At 58.9% G+C, this 14740-nt stretch carries 13 protein-coding genes; 6 read left to right on the top strand and 7 right to left on the bottom strand.

Annotated elements, in window-relative coordinates; translation table 11 throughout:
* The first annotated feature begins 17 nt into the window (after positions 1-17).
* The gene (locus tag ACMXYI_RS15100; RefSeq protein WP_415773782.1) at positions 18-2966 is read left to right on the top strand and encodes an HD domain-containing phosphohydrolase; all 2949 of its coding nucleotides are present in this window, start codon (positions 18-20) and stop codon (positions 2964-2966) included.
* On the opposite strand, the gene ACMXYI_RS15095 is transcribed toward ACMXYI_RS15100, so the two are convergent.
* A complete protein-coding gene (locus tag ACMXYI_RS15095) occupies positions 2967-3449 on the bottom strand; it encodes a GAF domain-containing protein (protein ID WP_415773781.1) in 483 nt (160 codons plus the stop codon). It abuts the gene before it with no gap.
* The gene (locus tag ACMXYI_RS15090; RefSeq protein ID WP_415773780.1) at positions 3446-4336 is read right to left on the bottom strand and encodes an ATP-binding protein; all 891 of its coding nucleotides are present in this window, start codon (positions 4334-4336) and stop codon (positions 3446-3448) included. The genes ACMXYI_RS15095 and ACMXYI_RS15090 overlap by 4 nt, the downstream gene beginning before the upstream one ends.
* A gap of 166 nt (positions 4337-4502) precedes the next feature.
* Between ACMXYI_RS15090 and ACMXYI_RS15085 the strand changes: the two genes are divergently transcribed.
* The gene (locus tag ACMXYI_RS15085) at positions 4503-6824 is read left to right on the top strand and encodes a hybrid sensor histidine kinase/response regulator (RefSeq protein ID WP_415773779.1); all 2322 of its coding nucleotides are present in this window, start codon (positions 4503-4505) and stop codon (positions 6822-6824) included.
* Here the strand turns inward: ACMXYI_RS15085 and ACMXYI_RS15080 are convergent.
* The 3 genes from ACMXYI_RS15080 to msrB form a co-directional block, all read right to left on the bottom strand.
* The gene (locus tag ACMXYI_RS15080; protein ID WP_008145868.1) at positions 6808-7269 is read right to left on the bottom strand and encodes a MarR family winged helix-turn-helix transcriptional regulator; all 462 of its coding nucleotides are present in this window, start codon (positions 7267-7269) and stop codon (positions 6808-6810) included. The genes ACMXYI_RS15085 and ACMXYI_RS15080 overlap by 17 nt on opposite strands.
* A complete protein-coding gene (locus tag ACMXYI_RS15075; protein WP_415773777.1) occupies positions 7266-7751 on the bottom strand; it encodes a glutathione peroxidase in 486 nt (161 codons plus the stop codon). Before ACMXYI_RS15075 ends, ACMXYI_RS15080 begins: the two co-directional genes overlap by 4 nt.
* Positions 7752-7855: 104 nt before the next feature.
* Complete coding sequence (gene msrB / locus ACMXYI_RS15070) at positions 7856-8251, bottom strand: peptide-methionine (R)-S-oxide reductase MsrB (protein ID WP_046049240.1); 396 nt, start codon at positions 8249-8251, stop codon at positions 7856-7858.
* A gap of 226 nt (positions 8252-8477) precedes the next feature.
* Here msrB and ACMXYI_RS15065 point away from each other — a divergent pair, with 226 nt between their 5' ends.
* Together ACMXYI_RS15065 and htpX are read left to right on the top strand one after the other, a co-directional pair.
* Positions 8478-9689 carry a pyridoxal phosphate-dependent aminotransferase gene (locus tag ACMXYI_RS15065; RefSeq protein ID WP_415760804.1) on the top strand — a complete coding sequence of 404 codons (1212 nt, stop codon included), beginning with the start codon at positions 8478-8480 and terminating at the stop codon, positions 9687-9689.
* 316 nt (positions 9690-10005) lie between these two features.
* A complete protein-coding gene (gene htpX, locus ACMXYI_RS15060; protein WP_008145865.1) occupies positions 10006-10893 on the top strand; it encodes a protease HtpX in 888 nt (295 codons plus the stop codon).
* A 66-nt stretch (positions 10894-10959) separates the two neighbouring features.
* Here the strand turns inward: htpX and ACMXYI_RS15055 are convergent, their stop codons facing one another.
* The gene (locus ACMXYI_RS15055) at positions 10960-11613 is read right to left on the bottom strand and encodes a thiopurine S-methyltransferase (RefSeq protein ID WP_415773774.1); all 654 of its coding nucleotides are present in this window, start codon (positions 11611-11613) and stop codon (positions 10960-10962) included.
* A gap of 103 nt (positions 11614-11716) precedes the next feature.
* Between ACMXYI_RS15055 and ACMXYI_RS15050 the strand changes: the two genes are divergently transcribed.
* On the top strand, positions 11717-12484 hold the full coding sequence (locus tag ACMXYI_RS15050; protein ID WP_415773773.1) for a DODA-type extradiol aromatic ring-opening family dioxygenase: 768 nt from the start codon (positions 11717-11719) through the stop codon (positions 12482-12484).
* A 31-nt stretch (positions 12485-12515) separates the two neighbouring features.
* Here ACMXYI_RS15050 and ACMXYI_RS15045 read toward each other — a convergent pair whose 3' ends face one another.
* Positions 12516-13229, bottom strand: coding sequence for a UTRA domain-containing protein (locus ACMXYI_RS15045; protein WP_415773771.1), 714 nt, complete (start codon positions 13227-13229; stop codon positions 12516-12518).
* A gap of 349 nt (positions 13230-13578) precedes the next feature.
* On the opposite strand from ACMXYI_RS15045, the gene ACMXYI_RS15040 reads away from it, so the two are divergent.
* Entirely contained in the window at positions 13579-14643 is a 1065-nt protein-coding gene (locus ACMXYI_RS15040; protein WP_415773769.1) for an ABC transporter substrate-binding protein, read from the top strand.
* The last annotated feature ends 97 nt before the right edge of the window (positions 14644-14740 follow it).

The raw sequence follows: 14740 nt of genomic DNA, 5'->3' as shown, positions 1-14740 counted from the left end.
TCATGGAGAGACCTGCAATGCCCAGCCCACTGCGCCCGGATCAACGTCGGTTTCCCCTGCACGTCCATATCAGCGTGATGTTCACTTTCCTGCTGTTGCTGACTGGCGTGGTGCTGGGCCTTTTCAACTACCGACAAACCACGCAGATCATTCTTTCCAGCAGTGAAAAGCTCTTCAACCGCATCGAGCAGGACGTCCGTCTCGACCTGCATGCCACTTATGAACCGATTCGCCATCTGCTGTCCCTGCTGGCGGAATATCCGGCGACCCAGGCACCTGACCTGGAGCAACGCCTGGCGCTACTCAAACCCTTCACCCAGTCGCTCAAGGACAACCCCGACCTGGCCTCGTTGTATCTGGGCTACGGCAGCGGCGATTTCTTCATGGTTCGGCCCTTGCGAACCCCCGACCTGAAAACGCTCCTCAAGGCACCGGACACTGCGGCTTATCAGGTATGGAGCATTGAGCGAACCGGCAACAGCGGTCAGGTCCGCTCCCAATCATTGTTTTTCGATCAGGATCTGGCCCTCATCAGCCGCCAGGACAACCCTGACGAAACCTACGATCCGCGAATCCGCGCCTGGTATGCCAACGCCCGCAGTGACAGCGATCAGATCACCACCGAACCCTACATCTTTTTCTCCACCCACAATGTCGGCACTACCCTGGCCCGGCGCAGTGGCGAACAGGCCGTCATGGGTGCCGATCTGACCCTGGCGGAACTCTCCGCAACCCTGGCCAAACATGTCGTGACCCCCAGTACCGACATTGTGCTGTTCGATGCCGAAGGGAATGCCATCGCGTATCCCGACAGCAGCAAACTGATCATCGACGACCAGACTGCCCGCCTGATCAAAGCCGCCGACCTGAGCCCCGGCCTCGGCGCGTTGCTCAACAATCCCCCCGCAGGTAATCGCCTGGATGTCGCCGGTCGTCAATGGATCGTTGCCCGCAGCAGCATGCAGGAGGGCGGGCCCCAGGGACTGCAATTGGCGCTGCTGGTGCCGGAAGATGAATTACTCGTCGATGCCTACCGCATGCGCTGGCAAGGCGCGCTGATTACCCTGGCCACGTTGTTACTGTGCCTGCCGCTGGGCTGGCTGACCTCGCGAATTCTGGTTAAACCCCTGCGCGCGCTGGTGCGGGAGGCCGATGCGGTTCGCAGTTTTGACTTCAACTTTCCGGCCTCACGTCGCTCTCCCGTGCTCGAAGTCGACCAACTGAGCGTGTCGATGACGCGCATGAAAGACACCCTGGCGAGTTTTTTCCAGATCACCGACAGCCTGAGCGCCGAGACTCGCTTCGCCCCCTTGCTGGAACGGGTGTTGTTTGAAACCGTGAAAATCGGCCAGGCCCAGGCCGGTCTGATCTACCTGCGCGAAAGTGATGGCGATCGCATGGAGCCCTATGGTCTGGTCGTCAACGGCACCTCACAGGCATTGCCGTCATTTGATCTTCGAGAACACGAACTCCAGGCGCCGCAAAGCCCTGCATGGCTCCAACAGCTGTCGAATGCCGACAACGTCGTCACCACGCTTGGTTTCGAAGAGGCCGGGGATTTGCAGAAGGTGTTGCATGCGCTGGAGTGTCCCCGCGTTCATCTGATCGGCATTCGGCTGCACAATCGTCATAACGAAACCGTGGGCCTGCTGATCCTGCTGTTGGCCGATACCGGCAACCAGAGCGATCTGGAAAAACTTCGTCCGGACCGCATCGCGTTCCTCCAGGCCGTTTCCGGCGCGGCCGCCGTGAGTATTGAAAGTCAGCGTCTGCAAGCCAAACAAAAACAACTGCTGGATTCCTTCATTCAACTGCTGGCGGGTGCGATTGACGCCAAAAGCCCCTACACCGGCGGTCACTGCCAGCGAGTGCCGGCGCTGACCCTGATGCTCGCTCAAGCTGCCGCTGCCAGCCAGGACCCGGCCTTCAGTGGCTATCAACCCACCGATGACGAATGGGAAGCGCTGCACATCGCCGCCTGGCTGCACGACTGCGGCAAGGTCACCACTCCGGAATATGTGGTCGATAAAGCCACGAAGCTGGAAACCCTTAATGACCGTATTCACGAAATCCGCACCCGCTTCGAAGTGCTCAAGCGCGATGCCTGGATCAGCTATTGGCAAGCCATGGCCCTGGGCGGTGACGAACAGCAACTGGCTGAACTGCGCAACGCCACCCTGGTGGGACTGGACGATGATTTCGCGTTTATTGCCCGATGCAACCTGGGTGGCGAGGCGATGGCCGAGTCCGACCAGCAACGCCTGCGCAGCATTGCCAAACGCACCTGGAGCCGAACCCTGGATGACCGGCTGGGCGTTTCCTGGGAAGAGAACCGGCGTCAGGCGCGGACCCCGGCACCGACACTGCCGGTCAGCGAGCCATTGCTGGCGGACAAACCCGAACACCTGTTCGAACGGCCCGAAGCCGAACTGATTCCGGAGGATAATCCCTGGGGGTTCAAACTCGATGTGCCGCCCTACAAGTACAATCGGGGCGAGCTCTACAACCTGAGCGTTGCCCGAGGCACCCTGACCCGCGAGGAGCGTTACATCATCAATCACCACATGGTGCAGACGATTCTGATGCTCAGCCACCTGCCCTTCCCCGGCCACCTCACCAACGTCGCGGAGATCGCCGGCGGCCACCACGAGAAAATGGACGGCACCGGGTATCCCAAACAGTTGAAGCGCGAAGAAATGAGCCTGCCGGCGCGGATGATGGCGATTGCCGATATTTTCGAAGCACTGACCGCCGCCGATCGCCCCTACAAGAAAGCCAAGTCCTTGAGCGAAGCGCTGGGCATCATGGCCACCATGTGCCGGGATGCCCACATCGATCCTGAGTTGTTCGGGCTGTTCATCAACGCGCAAATCTACTTGCAGTACGCCGATCGATTCCTCGATCCCAAACAGATCGATGCGGTGGACCCGGCAAGCCTGCTGGTCAAGGCAGGCTTGAGGGCATGATCAGCAGTCGGTCAGGCGCAGGAAAATCGCCGCCAACTGCTCGATACCGGCCTGATCTTCAGCGGTAAAACGCGCCAGTTTCGGGCTGTCGAGGTCCAGTACGCCTATCAATCGCCCCTCCTTGACCAGTGGCACCACCAGTTCGCTGTTCGACGCGCTGTCGCAAGCGATGTGTCCGGGGAACGCGTGCACGTCCTCGACCAACTGGGTCTGCAAGGTGGTCGCCGCCGCTCCGCATACACCCCGACCGAACGGTATCCGCACGCAGGCGATTTGTCCCTGAAACGGGCCAAGCACCAACTCTTCGTTGCGATTGAGGTAGAACCCGGCCCAGTTAAGGTCATCGAGCTGGTTGTACAGGAACGCCGAGAACTGCGCGGCGTTGGCAATGAAATCCCGCTCGTCCGCCAGCAATGACTCCAATTGCGCCCACAACATGCCGTAGCCTTCGAGGCCCTGGCCGCTCTTTTGTAAATCGATCATGCCTTGTGCTCCAACAACTTCAGCCCGACCCAATAGCGGGCAAATTGATACGCGCAACGTCCGTTGCGATTACCGCGGCCCGTGGCCCAGCGTACCGCGAGGATGTCCAGTGCTTCGTCTCGCTGCCACTTAAGGCCCGCCTTGTCGGCCAGTTGACCGATCCAGTGTTCGACGACGTTGAGAAAGTGTTCCTGGGTAAACGGATAGAACGACAGCCACAATCCGAAACGATCCGACAGCGCAATCTTGTCTTCCACCGCCTCGCTGGGATGGAGTTCGCCGTCAACGCGTTTCCAGTTTTCGTTATCGCTTTCCTTTTCCGGGACCAGATGGCGACGGTTGGACGTGGCATACAGCAAAACGTTATCCGGCGCCTGTTCAAGTGAGCCGTCTAGCACGCTCTTGAGCACGCGATAGTCACCCTCGCCCGACTCGAACGACAGGTCATCGCAGAACAACACGAAACGCTGGGGCAGCTTGGCAATCTGTTCGACCACGCGCGGCAAGTCCGCCAGGTGATCGCGTTCGATCTCGATCAGCCGCAGACCGGCCTTGGCGTGTTCGGCCAGCAAGGCGCGAACCAGCGACGATTTACCGGTGCCGCGCGCGCCCCAGAGCAATGCGTGGTTGGCCGGCATGCCATCGAGGAACTGTTGGGTATTTCGCCCCAGTTGCTCCAGTTGCCGGTCGACACCTATCAGGTCGGACAAACGCATGTCGAGGCTGACTTCCAGCGGCAACAGAAACCCGCTGCGCCCCTCGCGTTGCCAGCGCGCGGCAAGGCAATGATTCCAGTCGATAACTTGCCGAGGGGTGGGCAGCAACGGTTCGATACGGGCCAAAACGGCATCGGCGCGTTCAAGAAAAGCATTTAATCGGGAATCCACGTCTTCTCCTCGGGCACGTTCACAGTAATGATGGCGATACAGCGACGAAACACAGCGTTCGGTGTTCGGTTCATCCCTTTGCACAAGGGCTCGCGAGAACATCGGTATCCATGCATGATCGACTATGCTTGAGCAGCGAAGGGAAACGGAAGTGGTTCAACACCCCATGGATATCAAGTTCACCAACCGGCTGTCCTACAAGCAAGCCAGGCTTACTGTGCTGGTCGGTTTCATTCTGGGCACGCTGCTCAGTCTGCTGCAAATAGGCATCGATTATGCCAGTGAAGACGCCTCCATCAACCGAGAAATCCTGTCTTTACTGGAAATCAGCCACAACCCCGCGTCCCGCATTGCCTACAACATCGACGCCGAACTCGCTCAGGAACTGACCCTGGGCCTGTTGCGCTCGCCGGCGATCATCGGTGCGCAGTTGACCGACAACAACGGTACCGTGCTCGCCAACGTCAAACGCCCAGGCGTGCAAAACGGCTATAGGGTGATCAGCGACTTCCTGTTCGGCGCCAACCGGCAGTTCGAAGACCGTCTCTACCTGGATCACTTGCCGACCGAATCCCTCGGCACCCTGAGCCTGGACGTCGACACCTATTCATTCGGCAACCGGTTCCTGCGTCGGGCCGAGGTGACCCTGCTCAATGGCTTCGCTCGCAGCCTGCTGCTGACCGGCATCCTGCTGGCGCTGTTCTATGTGATGCTGACCAAGCCATTGGTGCGGGTCATCCGTGAACTCAGTATTCGCGACCCGCGCAGTGCGGAGTCGACGTTTCTGGAGTGTCCGACGGATCATGAAAACGATGAAATCGGTGTACTGGTCAAGGTTGCCAATCAACAATTCGAAAACATCGCCACCGAAATCCAGCAGCGACGCAACGCCGAAAACCGCCTGACCGACTACCTCGGGCAACTGGAGAACATCGTCTCGGCCCGCACGGCGGAACTCAAGGCGATCAACTCGCGGCTCAGCCAATCCAATCAGGAACTGGAAGTCGCCCGCAGCACCGCCCTGGACATGGCCGAAGCGCGCTCGGTGTTCCTGGCCAACATGAGCCACGAGATCCGCACGCCGCTCAATGGCCTGCTGGGGATGATCGCGCTTTCCCTGGACGGCCCGCTCAATGCCGAGCAACAGCAACAGCTGTCCATCGCCCATGACTCGGGCAAAGTACTGGTGGAACTGCTCAACGATATTCTCGATTTGTCGAAGTTCGATGCCGGCCAGCTGGAGCTCGAACATATTCCGTTCGACCTCGGTTCGCTGATCGAGGACACCGCCAACCTGCTATCGCAAAACGCCGCGCCGAGTGTCGAGCTGAGCTGCCTGATCGACCCGCACTTTCCGGCCCTGGTGCTTGGGGATCCGACCCGGGTCCGACAGATCGTCAGCAACCTCTTGTCCAACGCCCTCAAGTTCACCCGCTTTGGTCGCGTCGATGTGCGCCTGTCGACATTCGAGGACGGCGTCAGAATCGAAGTCTGCGACACCGGCATCGGTATCGCCCAGGACGCCCAGGTCAAGATCTTCCAGCCCTTCACGCAAGCGGGTGCCGGCATTACCCGGCAATTCGGCGGGACCGGGTTGGGCCTGGCACTGACCTACAACCTCTGCGAAGCCATGCAAGGGCGCCTCACCATCAGCTCGGAAGCAGGCTTCGGCAGCCAGTTCTGTGCGGATCTGCCGCTGCCCAGCCACACCCGCGCCCTTCCCCCGGCCTCTTTACAGGGCAAGGTCATCGCCATTACCGCCGCCAGCAGCGGTCTGGCAGAACTGTTGAACAGTGTGTTGCCCGGCTGGGGGCTCGACTATGAGCAGCGTTCCATCGATGACTCGTTGCTGGGCCTGAACCCCGATGTACTGATTACCGATTGCCCCGAATGCCTGTTTGGCCTGCGCCCTTCGTGTACAGCGCCCATTCTGCTGGTCACCGCCTACGGCAGTTTCATGCCCAGCGAACAAGCCCTCGCCCTCGCCCCCTTACAGCAACAGGCGCGGCCTCTGGCACGCAACGCGCTGTACCAGACGCTGCGGCGAACCCTGCAGCCGGAACTCAACACGATCAACGGTGCCCGGCTCGACGCCCTCTCCCCACAACGACGCGGACGCGTGCTGTTGGTGGAGGACAATCCGGTCAACCAACTGGTGGCCAAGGGGATGCTCGGAAAACTCGGTTGCGAGGTGATTGTCGCCGGTCACGGTGGCGAGGCGCTGGATCAGCTGGAGCAGAGCGAATTCGATCTGGTGCTGATGGACTGCAACATGCCGGTGATGGACGGCTACGAGGCCAGTCGGCAAATCCGTCGCAGCGGACGCTGGCCACAGCTGCCCATCGTCGCCTTGACCGCCAACGCCATGTCCGAAGAGCGCGAACGCTGTCGTGCGGCAGGCATGAGCGATTACCTGGCAAAACCCTTCCGTCGGGAAGAGTTGGCTGCCCTGCTGGACCTGTGGGTCCCTACTACGACAGTGCTTTGATTTGCCCCAAAAGGTGATCAAGACCATCGCGCAGATCGTTCAGGCGATCCAGATCCACACCGCTGTCGCATAACAGACGGGCCTTGAGCGGCCCGACCTGATCGCGCAAGGCCTTGCCGGTTGGCGACAGGCTCAAGTGCACTTCACGCTCGTCCCGCGCCGAGCGCTGACGCTGAACCAGTTGCAGTTGCTCAAGACGCTTGAGCAACGGCGTCAGCGTTCCGGAGTCCAGCGCCAGGCGTTCGCCCAACGCCTTGACCGTCGGCTGTTCTGGAGCTGCCTCCTGCCATTCCCACAACACCAGCATCGCCAGGTATTGCGGGTAGGTCAGGCCGAGCTGATCGAGCATTGGCTTGTAGGCGCGGATCACCGCCCGGGAAGCGGCGTACAGCTTGAAGCACAGTTGACTGTCAAGCTTCAGGGAATCGACTGACAAGGTGTTCATTTGAGCAGGGCTTCGATCTCGCGGGTCAGGTCCTGCGGCTTGGTCGCGGGAGCGAAGCGCTTGACCAACCGGCCATCCTTGCCGATCAGAAACTTGGTGAAGTTCCACTTGATGCCCTGGGAACCCAGCACACCCGGCGCGCGTTTTTTCAGTTGAACGAACAGCGGATGGGCGCCGGCGCCATTGACTTCAATCTTTTTGAACAGCGGAAAACTGACGCCGAAGTTCAACTCGCAGAACTCGGAAATCGCCCCTTCGTTGCCCGGTTCTTGCTTGCCGAACTGGTTACACGGAAAACCCAGCACCACCAGGCCTTGATCCTTGTAGGTCTGCCACAACTCTTCAAGGCCTTTGTACTGCGGGGTGAAGCCGCATTTGCTCGCGGTATTGACCACCAACACGGCCTTGCCGGCGAAATCCGCCAGGGTCTTTTGCTCACCCTTGATGGTGGTGCAAGGGATGCTCAGCAGGTTGTCGCTCATGGTTCGGACTCTAAATGAGGGAAGATGAGGTAAACATAGCGAGCAATTGAATTGTGTGCAATTTAAATATCCGAAGGGCGATCATCGGATCGCCCTCTGGCTTATTACCCGCGGGGTACCAGGTCCAGGCACACCGAGTTGATGCAATAACGCAGGCCGGTCGGCGGCGGACCGTCCGGGAACACGTGCCCCAGGTGCGCATCGCATTTGGCGCAGACCACTTCGGTGCGGATCATGCCGTGGCTGACGTCACGGATCTCGACCATGGCGCTGTCACCGATCGGTGCATAGAAGCTCGGCCAGCCGCAGCCTGAGTCGAATTTGGTCTTGGAATCAAACAGCGGCTCGTTGCAGCAGATGCAGTGGTAAATGCCGTCGACCTTGCTGTCGTTGTATTTGCCGGAGAACGGCCGTTCGGTGCCTTTGAGGCGGCAAACGTTGTACTGCTCCGGGTCGAGCATCGCCCGCCATTCTTCCAGGGTTTTTTCCAACTTTTCCATCATCACACCTCAGCAGCTGAAAAAGCCCGATCTGTACCTTTTCCACGGATCGGGCGGCACGTATGATTGCGCCTCGTCAAACGCCAGTCTGGCAGCCAGACCACGCGCATTCAAACAGATTTATGGGTGCTGCCTCTCAAGGCGTCAGGCCTGTGTGAATACGCAGGATTCCCAGTACGGTAGTTCAAACACCGCCTGGATCGTTCATTTTCGGGAACACATCGCCATGCAGGTCAGCAAATCGAACAAGCTCGCCAACGTCTGCTACGACATTCGCGGCCCAGTGCTCAAGCACGCCAAACGCCTGGAAGAGGAAGGCCATCGCATCCTCAAGCTGAACATCGGCAACCCGGCGCCTTTTGGTTTCGAAGCGCCGGATGAAATCCTCCAGGACGTCATCCGCAACCTGCCGACTGCTCAGGGCTACAGCGATTCCAAAGGTCTGTTCAGCGCCCGTAAGGCCGTGATGCAGTACTACCAGCAAAAGCAGGTAGAAGGCGTCGGCATTGAAGACATCTATTTGGGCAACGGCGTTTCCGAGCTGATCGTGATGTCGATGCAGGCCCTGCTCAACAACGGCGACGAAGTGCTGGTCCCGGCCCCGGACTACCCGCTGTGGACCGCCGCGGTGAGCCTGTCGGGCGGCAACCCGGTGCATTACCTGTGCGACGAGCAGGCCAACTGGTGGCCAGATCTGGCCGACATCAAGGCCAAGATCACCCCGAACACCAAAGCACTGGTGATCATCAACCCGAACAACCCGACCGGCGCTGTGTATTCGAAAGAAGTCCTGCTGGGCATGCTGGAACTGGCCCGTCAGCACAACCTGGTGGTTTTTTCCGACGAGATCTACGACAAGATTCTGTACGACGATGCCGTGCACATCTGCACGGCATCGCTAGCGCCAGATCTGCTGTGCCTGACGTTCAACGGTCTGTCCAAGTCTTATCGCGTGGCGGGTTTCCGTTCCGGCTGGATCGCCATTTCCGGCCCGAAACACCATGCCCAGAGCTATATCGAAGGCATCGACATGCTGGCCAACATGCGTCTGTGTGCCAACGTGCCGAGCCAGCATGCGATCCAGACCGCCCTCGGCGGCTACCAGAGCATCAATGATCTGATATTGCCCAACGGACGACTGTTGGAACAGCGCAATCGCACCTGGGAACTGCTCAACGACATTCCCGGCGTGAGCTGTGTCAAGCCCATGGGCGCGCTGTATGCGTTCCCACGGATCGACCCGAAAGTCTGCCCGATCCACAACGACGAGAAATTCGTGCTCGACCTGCTGCTCTCCGAGAAGCTGCTCGTGGTACAAGGCACGGCCTTCAACTGGCCATGGCCGGACCACTTCCGTGTGGTGACCCTGCCGCGCGTGGACGAGCTGGATATGGCCATCGGACGTATCGGCAACTTCCTCAAGTCCTATCGTCAGTAACCTGCCTGTCACCGTGCGACGCTTGCGCAAGTCGCACGGTGATTGATTCAGCAACATTTCTTTGTGCCCTGCCAAACATCGCTTCTTCAATCGCTGACTGATGACTCGTTGCGCGCTCTCGTCTAACAACGGCGGGGCTTGCGACGCTAATTGGCTGACAAACACTTCCCGCATCGACGTCGGAAATGCCCTTCAAACAGCTAGACTGTTGCCGTAGGACACAGTTTGAAATAGTCACCTGGTTGAATAGCCCGGGTCAGCACCTTATATACCCCGCAGTACGCTACATCTTTAGCATGAGGAGATTTCTACAACCATGATGCGCATCCTGCTGTTTTTGGCCACTAACCTGGCGGTCGTGCTGATTGCCAGCATCACCCTGAGCCTTTTCGGCTTCAACGGGTTCATGGCGGCCAACGGGGTTGATCTCAACCTCAATCAGCTGCTGATTTTCTGTGCGGTCTTTGGTTTCGCCGGCTCGCTGTTCTCGCTGTTCATCTCCAAGTGGATGGCGAAGATGAGCACCAGCACCCAAATCATCAGCCAGCCGCGCACACGTCACGAGCAATGGCTGCTGCAAACCGTCGAGCAATTGTCCCGGGAAGCCGGGATCAAGATGCCCGAAGTCGGTATTTTCCCGGCCTACGAGGCGAACGCCTTTGCCACCGGCTGGAACAAGAACGACGCGTTGGTCGCGGTCAGCCAAGGGCTGCTCGAGCGTTTCTCCCCTGATGAAGTGAAGGCCGTTCTGGCTCACGAAATCGGCCACGTAGCCAATGGCGACATGGTCACCCTGGCATTGGTCCAGGGCGTGGTGAACACCTTCGTGATGTTCTTCGCACGGATCATCGGCAACTTTGTCGACAAAGTGATCTTCAAGAACGAAGAAGGCCAGGGCATCGCCTACTACGTGGCAACCATCTTCGCCGAACTGGTCCTGGGCATTCTGGCCAGCGCCATCGTCATGTGGTTCTCGCGTAAACGCGAATTCCGTGCAGACGAAGCCGGTGCGCGTCTGGCCGGCACCGCCGCAATGATCGGCGCCCTGCAACGCCTGCGTGCCGAACAGGGGCTGCCGGTGCACATGCCGGACACCCTGACGGCTTTCGGCATCAACGGTGGCATCAAACAGGGGTTCGCCCGCATGTTCATGAGCCACCCGCCGCTGGAAGAGCGTATCGACGCGTTGCGTCGTCGGGGCTGATAGCTCTGCGGTGATACAAAAAGGGGCGATCATCTGATCGCCCCTTTTTTGTGCCTTGCTGTCCCATCAACTCATCAAGCGATAAACCCGCTCTTCAAGCCGCGTAACACCGCTTTCCAGGAACTTCCAGCTTTCGCCCAGAACGTCCTGGTCCTCCAGAGTCTTCAACTCCCACGAAGCACCGAACAACCGTTGCACTTCGTCATCCAGCACGGCAAAGGGCGGCCCCTCCATTTGTGCCTGGTCGTAGTCCAGGGTAATCAGCAGCCCCAGCGAATCCTTCGGCACAATCCGCTTCAGGTGCTCGGCGTATTGCTCGCGCATCTTCGGTGGCAAGGCGATCAACGCAGCGCGGTCGTACAGCGCACTGCAATCGGCGACATCGCCGGCCGTCAACGCGAAGAAATCACCACACCAGATCTCGATCGAGCCCGCCCGATAGACAGTAAAGGGGCCTTGGTCGCTGACGTCCGGATCAAATTGATGCTCGTGGAAAAAGTCTTCCACCGCTTTTTCCGACAATTCGATGCCCAGCACCTCGTGACCGCATTTCGCCAGCCACAGCAGATCCAGGCTTTTCCCACAGAGCGGCACCAGTACGCGCGAGCCCTCTTCCAGGCCCAGCTGCGGCCAGTACCGTTGCAGATATGGATTTACTTCCGGCAGGTGGAAGCCGATCTGATTCGACGTCCACCGCTTGTGCCAAAACTCCGGCTGCATAATTAATCCCGAAAATTCGATCAAAAGACCCTAAAACTTATATTAGATTTAGATCAATGATCTGACTGAAGATGGTGCCATCTTACCCCTCAGGAGCTCATTCATGTTCCCCAGCCTGTACATATCCCATGGCTCGCCCATGTTGGCACTGGAACCGGGCGCCAGCGGGCCCGCCCTCGCTCGCCTGGCCGCAGAATTGCCGAAACCCAAAGCCATCGTAATTGTTTCTGCGCATTGGGAAAGCAATGAGTTACTCGTCAGCGGCAATCCCCAGCCTGAAACCTGGCATGACTTCGGCGGCTTTCCGCAGGCGTTATTCGACGTGCAATACCCTGCGCCCGGCAATCCACAATTGGCCGCAGAGGTTGTCGAACTGCTGAAGGCCAACGGTCTTCCTGCTGCCATCGACGCTAAGCGGCCATTCGACCACGGGGTTTGGGTGCCGCTGTCATTGATGTATCCAAAAGCCGACATCCCCGTGGTGCAAGTCTCGCTGCCCACCCGCGGCGGCCCGGCCCTGCAGACCCGCGTCGGTCATGCCCTGGCCAGTCTGCGCGAACACGGCGTGCTGCTGATCGGTTCCGGCAGCATCACCCACAACCTGCGCGAACTGGACTGGCATGCCGGCCCGGAAAGCGTCGAACCCTGGGCCCAGGCATTTCGTGACTGGATGATCGAAAAACTCGCTGCCAACGACGAAACCGCGTTGCACGATTACCGTCAGCAAGCACCGAATGCGGTGCGCAACCATCCCAGTGATGAACATTTGTTGCCTTTGTATTTTGCCCGCGGCGCCGGAGGAAACTTCAGCGTGACCCACAAGGGATTCACCATGGGGGCCTTGGGCATGGACATTTACCGCTTCGGATAACGTAAAAACTCACAGTTTGTGGCGGCCAGGCTCAGACCACATCAACCCCGACATGAATCGCATCGTGCCGCCAAAACTCCAGATCACAATCGATCAACCGCTCATGCTGATCGTAATTGACCCGAGCGATGCGCAACCCCGGACTCCCCACCGACACCCGTAAAGCCGCCGCCGCATCCACCGACAATGCCGTCGGCACAATCTCGAAACGCACCCGCCCATAGTGCAAGTCGTAATGTCGCGCATACAGCTCGGTAATCGACTGATTCAAATCGAAATCCAGAATCCCCGGAAAAAACTGCGGATTCAAATAGTGCTCCACATACAACACCAGCCGCTCATCAATCCGCCGTGCCCGGCAAATCTGAATCACGCTGGACAACGCCGGCAACTGCAACCAGGCACAGACCGCCGCCGACGCCGGTTGCAACCGCGCTGAAATCACCTCGGTGGAAGGCTCCCGCCCCTGCGCGCTGACCATCGCATGAAAGTGACTGCGCTGCATCAGGTTGTAGGCCAGGCGCGGTGGCGACACGAACCAGCCACGGCGCTCCTCCCGATAAATCTGCCCCTGAGCCTCCAGTTGCAACAACGCTTCACGCACGGTGATCCGCGTGGTCCCGAACAACTCACTGAGCTTGCGCTCGGCCGGCAGTTTGCTCCCGGGCGCCAACAGGCCATGGTCGAGCTGTTCCTGCAAAACCTGCCCGATGGCTGTCACCGCTTTGGTTGTCTCGATGCGCATCAACGTTACCTATCTGGACTAGACCAGCACTGTTTCGGGGCGGAACCGCGATTCAAATCGGTTCCCTCAACTCCCGACAAGCCTAGGCACTGCACATGACTGACAGATGACAAAGCCGCCGAACGGTTGCTCCAGACGCCTGCAATTTCACGGCCAAGTCCTTTTATATCAGCCTATTAGCCATGGTCTACGCTTACTCCGAAGCCTGAGCATTGCAGCTCAAAAAATATAGGCCGACCAGTCGTCGACATCAAAATGTCATCAGGGGCGCCTAAATTGGCTCAGGTATTGCTGACCTAGACCAACACAACCGCAATCGCAGCGTTGAAAACGCCCAAAGGAGCTTCGGATGAAAAAGCTTTTCCTGGCATCACTGTTAGGCTCGACCATTGCCATGTGCACCGCCGCCATGGCCGCTGATGATTTGAAAACCCTGGAAGCCGCTGCGAAAGCGGAAGGCGCGGTCAATAGCGTCGGCATGCCCGATGACTGGGCCAACTGGAAAGGCACCTGGGAAGACCTGGCCAAGACGTACGGCCTGAAACACATCGACACCGACATGAGCTCGGCGCAGGAAATCGCCAAGTTCGCCGCCGAGAAAGACAACGCCAGCGCTGACATCGGCGACGTTGGCGCAGCCTTCGGCCCGATCGCGGTTAAACAAGGCGTGGTGCAACCTTACAAGCCAAGCACCTGGGCGCAAGTCCCGGATTGGGCCAAAGACAAGGACGGCAACTGGGCGCTGGCGTACACCGGCACCATCGCGTTTATCGTCAACAAGAAGCTGCTGCACGGTTCCGAAGCCCCGACCAAGTGGGCTGATCTGAAAACCGGTAAATACAAGGTTTCCATCGGTGACGTGAGCACCGCCGCCCAGGCCGCCAACGGTGTACTGGCCGCGGCACTGGCCAATGGTGGCGACGAGAAAAACCTGCAACCAGCGCTGTTGCTGTTCGCAGACCTTGCCAAACAAGGCCGCCTGTCCATGGCCAACCCGACCATCGCCACGATGGAAAAGGGTGAAATCGAAGTCGGCGTGGTGTGGGACTTCAACGGCCTGAGCTACAAGGCCAAGATGGCGAACCCGGATGACTATGTGGTGCTGATCCCATCCGATGGCTCGGTGATTTCCGGTTACACCACCATCATCAACAAATACGCGAAAAACCCGAACGCCGCCAAGCTGACCCGCGAATACATCTTCAGCGATGCCGGTCAGATCAATCTGGCGAAAGGCAACGCCCGTCCGATCCGCGCTGAGCACATCAAGCTGCCGGCTGACGTCCAGGCCAAGCTGCTGCCTAACGAGCAGTACAAAAAGGTCACGCCGATCAAAGACGCGGATGCGTGGGAAAAAACTTCCAAGGCTTTGCCGCAGAAGTGGAACGAAGAAGTCATCGTCGAAATGAAGTAATGCTGTAAGTCCCTGATTGGATCTCTGATGGAGATCCACTGTGGGAGCGAGCAAGCTCGCTCCCACAGTGGATTGAGTTGAATTCGATTCATCTGTT

Source organism: Pseudomonas lyxosi (assembly GCF_047758685.1).
Classification (GTDB): Bacteria; Pseudomonadota; Gammaproteobacteria; order Pseudomonadales; family Pseudomonadaceae; genus Aquipseudomonas; species Aquipseudomonas lyxosi.
Note: the sequence above shows the minus strand (reverse complement) of the source record. Positions and strands in the feature narration are given on the sequence as shown.